Below are 10,459 nucleotides of genomic sequence, written 5' to 3'. Positions count from 1 at the left end.
CCGAAGCGTAAGGAACGGAAAGATGAAAAAAGACATCCATCCCGATTATCACGTCATCGACGTCAAAATGACCGATGGCACCGTTGTTCAGATGAAATCCACCTGGGGCAGCGAAGGCGATCAGCTGGCTCTGGAAATCGACCCCTCCGTGCACCCCGCATGGACTGGTGGTTCGTCGCGCCTGATGGACGCCGGCGGCCGCGTGTCGAAGTTCAAAAAGAAATACGAAGGTCTGGGCTTCTAAGTCTTGCCACGTTCGATTTCGAAAGGCCGTTCCTTGGGGGCGGCCTTTTTTTGTTTCCGACCAAATGAGTGATGCACGCCACGCGGACCTGTTTCCAAAAGAAGATCGTATCGATGACTTTCTTACTTCGTCAGTTCCACAGCACTGTGCAGCGGCGGCACTGGTCCGCGCAGAAGCAGCAGCGCCAAAACCATCCCGATCAGAGCGGCAATCGCGGCGACCACCATCGCGCTGTCAAAGGCGTTGTCCTGCAAATCCCGCAGAGCCTCAGCCAGAGCTGTTCCTGCGGTCGGCTCTAGGCTAGTTAGTAACTGCTGGACCTCGCCAGGTTTGCCGTGGGTTAGCGCATGTGCCAGATCAGCACGCTGCGTTGATCCAGAGGGCAGTGCGTTAATCACTTCGGACAAGCCACGACGTATGGTGATGGACTCTGCCAACCCACCGACCACTGCCCCCAAGGTGGCTCCGAAATAGAGACATGCGTTGATCACGCCTGAGCCCTGTCCAACATGCTCTTCGGGCAGCAGGCGCAGGCCGAGGCGTGGCAGAAGCGAGAAACAGATACCCAAGCCGATCCCGACGATCAGCAGCTTCCACCAGATCTCGGAATATTGCGTGGTATTCGAAACTGTCGTCAGCAACAGGAACCCACATGCCATTGCCCCCAGCCCAATCGCAACCGGCCACTGGAAACTGTAGGGCGCCAGAAAGCGAGGCGCGGTGACAGATATGACAAACATGCTGAGGCTCAGCGGCATGATCGCCAAACCAGCTCCGATGGAGGTATAGCCAAAGGCATCTGGCGATTGCACAAATGTGTTGAAATAGACAAAGAAACAGAAAAGCGTGAAACCGGTAAAGAACATTCCCGCGGCGGCCATGAAATAACGCGGATGGCGGAAATACCGCAGCTCGATCAACGGGTCATCACTGCGACGCGAGACAATCACCAGCAGGACGGTCGCCAGGGCCGCCACAGCCAGCGGTAATAGCGTCAGAGGCGTGCTCCACCCGCTGCTTTCCCCATTGCTAAGCGCAAAGGACAGCGGCCCGAGAAACAACAGAACGGCAACTGCTCCGGGATAGTCGAATCGTGCCCCGGCAAGGCGTGTGTCAGGCACGTACTTCCGTTTGCTGACATGCAATCCAATGGTGAAGGCCACGACCAGCAGAACCAGATCGGCGGCAAACACCGCGCGCCAGCTAATGTAATGCCCAAAGGCACCGCCTACGATGGGACCAACTCCGATAGCCAGCCCGACAATCGCGCCCCAGAAACCGGTGACACCGGCTCTCTGTTCCTCAGGTGTCGCCGCTGTCAGCAGGGAAAGAGAAGTTCCGAACAACGCCGCTGCCCCCGCTCCCTGCGCACCGCGCCCGATTAACAGCATGGTTGCGTCTTGCGCAAACAGGACCGAGCCTGATCCGAAGGCAAAGACGACCATACCAAAGAAGAAAACCCCCATCTTGCCAGTGATATCGCCCAGACGACTAACGATGGTTACAAGCGAGGCGCTGGCGACAGTATAGATCGCCATTACCCATTGCAGGCCAGACGGTGTCAGGTCGAATTCGGCTTTCAGGTTGGGCAGGATCGTCGCAACGGCGGTGGTGTTAAACCCCACAACCATCATGCAGATTGCTGTCATCGCCAGCACCACGCGGGCGCGGGCTTGTGGGGTTACGTCTGTCGGCGTCTTTCCGTTCATCGTTTCACCCTGAGCTTGTAGCTCTTTACCGCAATTTATCAGTAGTTTAGCGATTTTTGCAGCCACGCATAGGGTTTACGTCAAATCCAATAGGTCAGGGCCAGCGGTAGAACGAGTATGGTGGTCAGGGTAGACACAAGGATGAACCCGGCGACATCCGGGCCGTATTCCGGTACGTGCTGGTCGATGAACAGGTATGTCGCCACCGAGGACGGCATCAGGCAGCACAGGATCAAGGCGCCGCGCTCGGCGCCTGTGAAGCCGAAGAGCCAGACCAGCCCCATGGCGATACCCACAGCCATGACCAGATGCAGCCCGGTCAGCAAGACGGCGCGCCCCAGACTGGCGATCCGCAGCGTTGCCAGCGTGTGGCCCAGTGTTAGCAACATCAGAGGGATCGACAACCCGCCGAGGATATCGAAGGACTTGACAATCGGTTGCGGCAGGCTGGTCCCTGTAGCCATCAGGATCAGCGACAGGGCCACGGAATAGATGATCGGCGATGTAACCAACTTTCTGACCGAGAACACACCCGCCGGGATCCACATGCCAACGGTAAAGATGCTGATCAGCACAACGACGACAAAGGCCATTGTGTAGGCCATCCCCGCATCGCCCAGCGCCAGCAGAGTGATCGGTAGGCCAATATTGCCCACATTCCCATGCATCAGAGGCGTCAGAAACGCCCTTACAGGCAGGCGCAGAAACCGCAGCGCCACAAAACCCAGTACGCCAAAGCTGGCCACCGCCAGCGCGGCGGCGCTCATCATATCCAGAAACGTGCCCACATTCAGCTTGGTGCCTGCCAGATGCGATAGGATCAGGGTCGGATAGCCGACCCGCGAGACGATCCCTCCGACCACCTTATTGTCAAACGGAGACTTGCTGATCGCCAGTCCATACCCGATGCCCACGCAAATCAGGACCGGTAAAACCACGTTCAGAACGCTCAGGAACAGCTGCTCCAACCGGTATCCTCCTGTCCGATCCCCGATTAAAGAGTGAATCACGGACCCGGTTTTGGCAAGCATGGCGTTCTAAACTGCCAAAGCGATTGGGTTTTCCAAATTAGAGCCTGTTATTGGTCGAAACAACGCTCCGAGGTTCTTTTCTTCCCCGCTGACACAACATATAGTGGCTCATAACAACGTGTGGACAAACACGGTAGGGCTTGGGAACGACGGCATGGCACATATCATCGTAGTGGGGAACGAAAAGGGCGGCGCAGGTAAATCGACCGTTTCCATGCATGTGGCCACCGCTCTGGCGCGTCTGGGCCGCAAGGTCAGCACGCTGGATCTGGACCTGCGACAGCGCAGCCTAGGCCGCTATTTCGAGAACCGGGCGAACTTTCTGAAAAACGCTGAAGCGACCCTGCCCAGCCCACGTCATCACGACCTGCCCGAGATCGACGCCAGCACCCTGAAACCGGGCGAGAACATCTATGACCATCGTCTGTCGGCGGCTGTTTCGCAGCTTGAGAATGACAGCGATTTCATCCTGATCGACTGCCCCGGCTCACATACCCGCCTCAGCCAAGTGGCGCATTCGCTGGCCGATACGCTGATCACACCACTGAACGACAGTTTCATTGATTTCGACCTGCTAGCCCGGATTGACTCCAAAGGTGAGAAGATCCTCGGCCCTTCGGTCTATTCCGAAATGGTTTGGAACGCGCGGCAATTACGGGCGCAGGCTGGTTTGAAACCGATCGACTGGGTCGTCGTGCGCAACCGGGTGGGTACTCAGCGCATGGTCAACAAGGAAAAAATGCAACGCGCGATCGAGATGCTGTCGCAACGCATCGGGTTCCGCGTCGCTTCGGGCTTTTCCGAGCGGGTCATCTTCCGCGAGCTCTTTCCCCGTGGCCTGACTTTGCTGGACCTCAAAGATATCGGCGTCAAACAGCTGAACATCTCGAACATCGCCGCGCGTCAGGAGCTGCGCGACATGATGCGCGAGTTGAACTTGCCCGGCGTCGAGATCGACTTCTAAGCGCTATTTGAACCGCTTACTCGCCAGACCTGGCAACCCCAATCGGGCACGACAGCCTAAGACGCGCGGCGGAAGCGCTCGAATGTTATCCAGACAGTGTCACGAGAGATCTCGGCAAAGCGGCACTTCTTGAGGATCGATTGAGACGCAAAATTGCTCTCGTGCACAACCGCAAAAAGCCGACTAATCTCAGGGTTTAGACGCAAGCACTGTGTGCAGAATTGCGCTACGATGGAGCTGGCATACCCTTTGCCCCAATGCTGCTCGCCGATCCAATAGCTAATTTCGGCGCTGTCTTGTCCCACCCTCAGCATTCGGGCTTGTCCGATGACAGTGTCGTTTATCGTAGCGGCTACGACTTCGTGATGGTCTTCACCCGTCAATTCGATCAACTGGCGCGCGTCATCCTCGCTAATTGCACCCGGGTATCGATCTGGCAAATATTGCCACAATCGTTCTGACGAGAGCATGGCAGCATAGTCAGCTGCATCCTGCGCCTGCCAGGGACGCAACCGAATTTGCTGAGATTGAGGCCGGCTGGAGGTTTCAGATATGTCATCTTCACAGAGCAGAGGCACCCATCCGATTTGCACAGGATCATATGCCAACTCGATGCCACGCATCTTGCACCAGTCAATTTCGTCCCGTGAAAGGACACCCTGCGATCGCGAAGTTGGCAAGTGGACTGAGGCTAGAAACGCACGGACATCGTCCGTTTTGGCAAATTCGTTTTGAATGTTCATGAAATCCTCCGAGCAAACGCACCGAAAACAAGCGCTCTAAAATAGGTCACGATCTAATGATGGTTGTTTCAGCTCAATAAAATAGCCTATTGTGCAAGAAATTTTGATTGGAAAAACCTATCAATGAGCTTACAGCTGACACTAAAACAACTGACTTACTTCCGAGCGCTGGCCGAAACTGGTCACTACAGAAAAGCCGCTGAGCGGATAGGTATCAGCCAGCCATCTCTCAGCCTGCAGATTGCCAATCTCGAAGCAGCGCTTGAACTGAAACTGGTCGAGCGCGGCAGAGCCGGAGCAGTGCTGACACCTGAAGGGCGCGAAGTACTGGAAAAAACCCGGAGCATCTTATCGGAGGTCGCTTTGCTGCAAGAGACGTCAGGTCGGATGAAGTCCGAGCTTGCGGGCACGTTCCGACTAGGATCATCACCAACCCTCGGTCCGTACCTTTTGCCACGTGTTTTTCACCACCTTCATGAAAACCACCCGAACCTAAAACTGACGGTGCGAGATGGGGCGCCATCCGAGCTGTTGCAGGAGCTTCAAAGCGGGGTGCACGATTTAATTTTGACGCAACTGCCAGTGAGCTCGTCAGACGTCACGATCCTGCGCCTGCTTCGGGAACCTCTGAAACTTGCGGTGGCCCGAAATCACCGTCTCGCCCAAAAAGAAATAGCCAATGACGAAGATCTGAAGGGTGAGAACATTCTGGCTCTCTCTCGTCGTTTCACGCTTCACAATCAAGTTGCAGACCTCGCCAATAGCTTGGGGGCCAACCTCCTTTACGACTACGAAGGCACAAGTCTTGATGCGATTCGGCAGATGACAGCGATGAATATCGGCGTGTCCTTTCTTCCCTCGCTTTACGCCGCATCTGAAATTCCTGAGGTCGGCGGAGATGTGGTTCTGGTGCCCTATCGCCCGGGACGGTTGAACAGGTCCATCGGTCTGGTTTGGCGAAAGTCCAGCGGTCACCACAAGACATTCGCCTTCCTTTCGGAGATTATTCTAAGTGTCGCGAGAAAAGAGTTTTCGGGGCTGGTCAGCATCGAAGGCTAGAAGGAGTGCGATCGGACCGATTTGCCTGCGAGCAGGTGCTTCTTCTTCAGGATAGCAGCCCGATTTTGGCCGATCCGCGCTGGCATCTCTTTTCGGAGATCGACGCAACAGGTCCGAGCAAGAGGAAAACCTGCGACTGCTGTCTGTACGCTGCAGCAACTCAGCCATCACCCATAGCCGCGATCAGAGCCTTGGCCAAAGGCAGTGGCGAATATCCCAACCGTGACGGCGTCAGCCCCAAACGCACTACGACCATATCTTGCGAAGGAAAAATGCCGACGGATTGGCCGTCATGGCCCTGCAGCCAGACGGTGTCCTCGAATTGCGGCTCGCCACGTGGGCCGTCAAGCCACATATGCCCTTTGGCATAAGCTTCGTCCGAGATTGCGACAGGTTCAAACATCCAATCGGTGTAGCCTTCGGGCAATATCTGTTGCCCTTTCCAAACACCGCCTTGCAGCAGAAACTGCCCAAAGCGCGCCCAGTCGCGCGCGGTGGCGTACATGTAGCTTGAACCCACGAATGTATCTGCCCCATCGGTCTCCATCACAGCTGAGTGCATGCCCAGAGGGTCGAATAGTGCTGTGCGCGGGTAGCCGAGGTCGCCCTCGTCAAGCTGGCCCTGCCACACCCGCGACAGAACTGTGGACGTGCCCGAGGAATAGCTGAACTCGGTCGCAGTGGGATAGGCGGCTGGGCGTCCGGCGGCGAAATCGACCATGTCATCCTTGAGATACAGCATTCGCGTTACGTCCGAGACGTCGCCATATTCTTCATCCCATTGCAGGCCACTGGACATGGCCAGCATGTCCTCGACCGTGATGTCGCGGCGCGAGTCCCCGGCCCAATCTGGGAAAACGTCCGTAAGATCATCGCCCAGCGCCATGTCGCCCGACTGGATCAGCGTACCAATTAGCCCCGCAGTGATCGTTTTGGTCATCGACCATCCCAGCAAAGGGGTTTCGGCATCAAAGCCATCAGCATAAGCCTCGGCAATGATGCGCCCGTCTTTGACCACCACGACAGCGCGGTAGCCCTCGCCCAGCAAGGACGGGTCCGACAAAACATCAGTCAGCGCGGGGTTCTCGGACAGAACCACCTCATTTCCATGCGGCCAAAGACCGTTGGGTACGGGCGCGGGTTCGGGCAGCGTTTGATCTGAAAGCTGTGCGTCGTGCACATTGGTGCATCCCAAACCGGGCCGATATTGCGATGTGGCCGGAGCAAAGAAGCCAAACATCCGCGCCTCAACCGATTGGTTCTGCTCGTCAACGCTAACCGAAACCTGTTTCAGCAAGGGATGTCCCGGCGCCTGAACATCGCTTTGCAGCACAGTCTCTGCGTCGCGCCCGGCAAGGAACACGTTCGAACAGACGATCTTGGCCGAGTAATTGGTGCCCACTTTCAACAGATCCGGAGGCGCGATCCACAGGTAGCCACCTGCTGCGACAACAGCCAGCGCCAACGTAGCAACCGCGTATTTTAGAACCTTCCTGAACATGCGCCCCTTTCGGACCTAAGCGGCCCGCCCCTTTTATCCATTTGACCAGAAGGTTTCACCACGACGGGCGCTGCGCCACCGTTACGTTGCGTTCTTGATCTCTGTCTCGTCCGAGACCTGCATGGGGCTGTAGATCGTAAAAAGCTCTTTCGGTTCGTTCACACCGCGCAACATGTAGCGCCCGACCGAAATCAGTTCCTGGCTGCAAGGTTGTGCGGCGCGGGCGACGTCGTCGGAGACGAGAATCCTCTGGCCCAACGACCGGTGCATCCCGGCAATCCGCGCCGCCTGATTCACCGCCGGGCCAATCACCGTGAAATCCAGCCGGGTTTCTGATCCGATATTGCCATAGAGGATCTCACCCGAATGCAGCGCCAGGGTGAAATTCGCCACCCTCTGCCCATCTGCCAGTCGTCGCGCGTTCAGCTCTTCCATCCGGCTTTGCAACATGGCTACGGCTGCGAGAGCCGCACGGGCATCGGCATCGCTCTCTCCCACGTCGAACATGGCCATCAGCCCGTCACCCATGAATTTTAGGATGTTGCCACCATTGTCGTGTACCACGCCCACGGCAACGGCCAGATAGTCGTTCAGCATGTCGATGATCTCGTGACCCGGCATATCCTCGGACAGGGTGGTGAAGCCTTCGAGGTCGAAATTCCAGATTACCGCATCAATCTGTTGCAACGAACCGCGACGGATTTCGCCAGATAGGACACGCCGCCCCGCATCGCGTCCAAGGTAGACGCGCATCAGATCCTTGGCCATGGTCTGGTTCTTGGCGGATTTCAACGCAAGCCCAAGATGCGGCAGAGCTACATGGATTTTCCCCAGATCGCTGTCATCAAAACCGGTGGGAGCGTCGCTGGTCCAGGACATCAGCACTCCGTCACCGATCTTTTTCTCACCCGCCGGACGCACCTGTTCGGAGCGTTCAAACGACACGCCCGTTGCGTAGTAATCCGTCGCTCCGATCTCGCGCAGGTCATTCAACAAGGGGAAACGGCTGGGTTCGTTCTGATCAACCAGTCGAACGCGAAGGTCATCCATGTCCTCATGCAAAAGCGCATAGAGAGGGCTGCGTTGCCAGACTTCGCTTGGGGTGTCGGTGTTTGCGAACCGCTCGGATTCCCCGCCGGAATCCCGATACCAGCTATAGCCAGTGCCGCCATAAAGCGGATGCAGCGTCGACTGCGCCGCGTGGAATCGCATCAGCGGAAGGCCCAGATCAATCAGGCGGTTGCAAAAGCCGTCTAGCAATTCTTCCTGACCAGCCCCTTCAAGCCCTTTGGAAACAAGCCAGTCGATTAGATCAAAGATGGGATCAGAAGAGGTCATAGAAGTGTCCGTCAAAGTACTGCCCTGAATGTGGGCCGCGTCATGGAAATTACTAGACCTTATGCCATCCCTGCCAGTCGCCGCAGCATTTTCCTCAGCAAGGCGGCCTCTTCTTCCGAGAATGCGCCCGCCAGTTTCGCGTCATAGCGCTCTGCGATACCGCTCAGTTCACGATAGACGGCCTGACCGGCGGGCGTCAGCGTCAGCCATTCGACCCTTCGGTCGTCCTCATCCCTTGTGCGCTTGAGGTAGCGGCTTTGTTCCAGCTTATGAACCGCGCGGCTGATCTTGGTTTTGTGCAGTTTCGCGCGCTTGCCAATCTCTTTCGCGGTCAGAGTGCCGAACACACCCAGATGAAACAGCACCCGCCATTCGCTGCGCAGCATGCCATAGCGTTCCTTGTAGAGGCGCTGAAACTCCAATGAGGCTGCCTCGGCTGCCTGATTCAACAAGAACGGCAAAAAATTCTGCAGATCAAAATCATCTTTTTCTTGGGACATGCTTGTTAGTTACAAAAACAACTAATAATTCACAAGCAGAAAACCGAGGAGTTCAAGATGTCCAACAAGGCTGAACCGCATGGTCTGACGCAGGCTGTCACACCTGTAGGAACGCATCCTGGTTATATGCCCGGTTGGGCTAATGACTTTGAGACCGAGGCTTTGCCTGGCGCGCTACCGCAGGGCATGAACAGCCCGCAGCGCTGCAACTATGGCCTCTACGGCGAACAGCTCAGCGGCACGGCCTTCACCGCCAACCCACCCGAGCGGACGTGGTGCTATCGCATTCGCCCGTCAGTCAAGCATTCGCATCGCTATGAGAAAATCGACCTGCCCTATTGGAAATCCGCGCCTTGTATCGACCCGGATGTGATCAGCCTGGGCCAGTATCGCTGGGACCCGGTTCCGCATTCTGACGCCCCTTTGAGCTGGTTGACCGGAATGCGCACCATGACGACGGCGGGGGATGTGAACACGCAGGTCGGCATGGCCAGCCATGTCTATCTGGTCACCGACTCGATGGTGGATGACTATTTCTTCTCGGCCGATTCCGAGCTGCTGGTGGTACCGCAAGACGGCCGCCTGCGCTTTGTGACCGAGCTGGGGATCATAGATCTGGAGCCACAGGAAATCGCGATCCTGCCGCGCGGGTTGCTCTACCGTGTTGAAGTGCTGGAAGGTCCGGCACGCGGATTTGTCTGCGAGAATTACGGGCAGAAATTCGAACTGCCGGGCCGCGGACCGATCGGTGCCAATTGCATGGCCAATCCGCGCGATTTCAAAGCACCCGTCGCGGCGTTCGAGGACCGAGAGGTGCCCTCAACCGTGACGATCAAATGGTGCGGGCAATTCCACGTCACTCAGATCGGTCATAGCCCGCTGGACGTGGTGGCATGGCACGGCAACTATGCACCTTACAAATACGACCTGCGCACTTACTGCCCTGTCGGAGCGATCCTGTTCGACCACCCGGATCCGTCGATTTTCACCGTCCTGACAGCCCCATCGGGCCAGCCAGGCACGGCCAATATCGACTTCGTCCTGTTCCGCGAACGTTGGATGGTGGCCGAAGACACCTTCCGCCCGCCGTGGTACCACAAGAACATCATGTCCGAGCTGATGGGCAATATTTACGGCCAGTATGACGCCAAACCTCAGGGCTTTGTTCCCGGCGGCATGAGCCTACACAACATGATGATCCCGCATGGTCCGGATCGCGAAGCGTTCGAAAAAGCCTCAAACGCCAATCTGGGGCCGGACAAGCTGGACCACACGATGTCCTTCATGTTCGAAACCCGCTTTCCACAGCATCTGACTGCCTTCGCCGCAACCGAGGCCCCTTTGCAGGACGACTATATTGACTGCTGGGC

Annotated in this window: 10 protein-coding genes; 4 read left to right on the top strand and 6 right to left on the bottom strand. The window is 56.9% G+C overall.

Translation table 11 applies throughout. The annotated features are described in order from the left end of the window. The first annotated feature begins 22 nt into the window (after positions 1 to 22). Complete coding sequence (gene rpmE / locus ACP15L_RS22830; RefSeq protein ID WP_170380502.1) at positions 23 to 244, top strand: 50S ribosomal protein L31; 222 nt, start codon at positions 23 to 25, stop codon at positions 242 to 244. A gap of 122 nt (positions 245 to 366) precedes the next feature. On the opposite strand, the gene ACP15L_RS22825 is transcribed toward rpmE, so the two are convergent. After that, positions 367 to 1,953 (bottom strand): MFS transporter, encoded by a 1,587-nt coding sequence (locus ACP15L_RS22825; protein WP_425085878.1) that lies wholly within the window; start codon positions 1,951 to 1,953, stop codon positions 367 to 369. A gap of 80 nt (positions 1,954 to 2,033) precedes the next feature. Then, positions 2,034 to 2,921 (bottom strand): AEC family transporter, encoded by an 888-nt coding sequence (locus ACP15L_RS22820; protein ID WP_425085877.1) that lies wholly within the window; start codon positions 2,919 to 2,921, stop codon positions 2,034 to 2,036. A 217-nt stretch (positions 2,922 to 3,138) separates the two neighbouring features. Here ACP15L_RS22820 and ACP15L_RS22815 point away from each other — a divergent pair, with 217 nt between their 5' ends. Then, positions 3,139 to 3,948, top strand: coding sequence for a division plane positioning ATPase MipZ (locus ACP15L_RS22815; RefSeq protein WP_170463159.1), 810 nt, complete (start codon positions 3,139 to 3,141; stop codon positions 3,946 to 3,948). Between the two features lie 56 nt (positions 3,949 to 4,004). Here the strand turns inward: ACP15L_RS22815 and ACP15L_RS22810 are convergent, their stop codons facing one another. Beyond that, positions 4,005 to 4,691 (bottom strand): GNAT family N-acetyltransferase, encoded by a 687-nt coding sequence (locus tag ACP15L_RS22810; RefSeq protein WP_425085876.1) that lies wholly within the window; start codon positions 4,689 to 4,691, stop codon positions 4,005 to 4,007. Positions 4,692 to 4,754: 63 nt separating this feature from the next. Between ACP15L_RS22810 and ACP15L_RS22805 the strand changes: the two genes are divergently transcribed. After that, positions 4,755 to 5,750 (top strand): hydrogen peroxide-inducible genes activator, encoded by a 996-nt coding sequence (locus tag ACP15L_RS22805; RefSeq protein ID WP_425085875.1) that lies wholly within the window; start codon positions 4,755 to 4,757, stop codon positions 5,748 to 5,750. 160 nt (positions 5,751 to 5,910) lie between these two features. On the opposite strand, the gene ACP15L_RS22800 is transcribed toward ACP15L_RS22805, so the two are convergent. From ACP15L_RS22800 to ACP15L_RS22790, 3 genes are all read right to left on the bottom strand, one after another. Next, on the bottom strand, positions 5,911 to 7,251 hold the full coding sequence (locus ACP15L_RS22800; protein ID WP_425085874.1) for a serine hydrolase domain-containing protein: 1,341 nt from the start codon (positions 7,249 to 7,251) through the stop codon (positions 5,911 to 5,913). Between the two features lie 81 nt (positions 7,252 to 7,332). Beyond that, entirely contained in the window at positions 7,333 to 8,589 is a 1,257-nt protein-coding gene (locus ACP15L_RS22795) for an adenylate/guanylate cyclase domain-containing protein (protein ID WP_425085873.1), read from the bottom strand. Positions 8,590 to 8,648: 59 nt separating this feature from the next. Then, positions 8,649 to 9,089, bottom strand: coding sequence for a MarR family winged helix-turn-helix transcriptional regulator (locus tag ACP15L_RS22790; RefSeq protein ID WP_425085872.1), 441 nt, complete (start codon positions 9,087 to 9,089; stop codon positions 8,649 to 8,651). Between the two features lie 57 nt (positions 9,090 to 9,146). Here ACP15L_RS22790 and hmgA point away from each other — a divergent pair. Continuing rightward, positions 9,147 to 10,459, top strand: a 1,313-nt coding sequence (gene hmgA, locus ACP15L_RS22785; RefSeq protein WP_425085871.1) for a homogentisate 1,2-dioxygenase, incomplete at its 3' end; no start/stop codon positions are given.

The sequence above is a fragment of the Ruegeria profundi genome, assembly GCF_049800715.1.
GTDB lineage: Bacteria > Pseudomonadota > Alphaproteobacteria > Rhodobacterales > Rhodobacteraceae > Ruegeria > Ruegeria profundi_A.
The sequence above is the reverse complement of the archived record's forward strand: the minus strand, read 5'-3'. Positions and strand labels throughout refer to the sequence as shown.

Coding starts and splice junctions, on each gene's coding strand:
- ACP15L_RS22815 (WP_170463159.1), top strand. CDS start 3,139: ATGGCACATATCATCGTAGTGGGGAACGAAAAGGGCGGCGCAGGTAAA.
- ACP15L_RS22825 (WP_425085878.1), bottom strand. CDS start 1,953: ATGAACGGAAAGACGCCGACAGACGTAACCCCACAAGCCCGCGCCCGC.
- ACP15L_RS22790 (WP_425085872.1), bottom strand. CDS start 9,089: ATGTCCCAAGAAAAAGATGATTTTGATCTGCAGAATTTTTTGCCGTTC.
- ACP15L_RS22800 (WP_425085874.1), bottom strand. CDS start 7,251: ATGTTCAGGAAGGTTCTAAAATACGCGGTTGCTACGTTGGCGCTGGCT.
- rpmE (WP_170380502.1), top strand. CDS start 23: ATGAAAAAAGACATCCATCCCGATTATCACGTCATCGACGTCAAAATG.
- ACP15L_RS22795 (WP_425085873.1), bottom strand. CDS start 8,589: ATGACCTCTTCTGATCCCATCTTTGATCTAATCGACTGGCTTGTTTCC.
- ACP15L_RS22810 (WP_425085876.1), bottom strand. CDS start 4,691: ATGAACATTCAAAACGAATTTGCCAAAACGGACGATGTCCGTGCGTTT.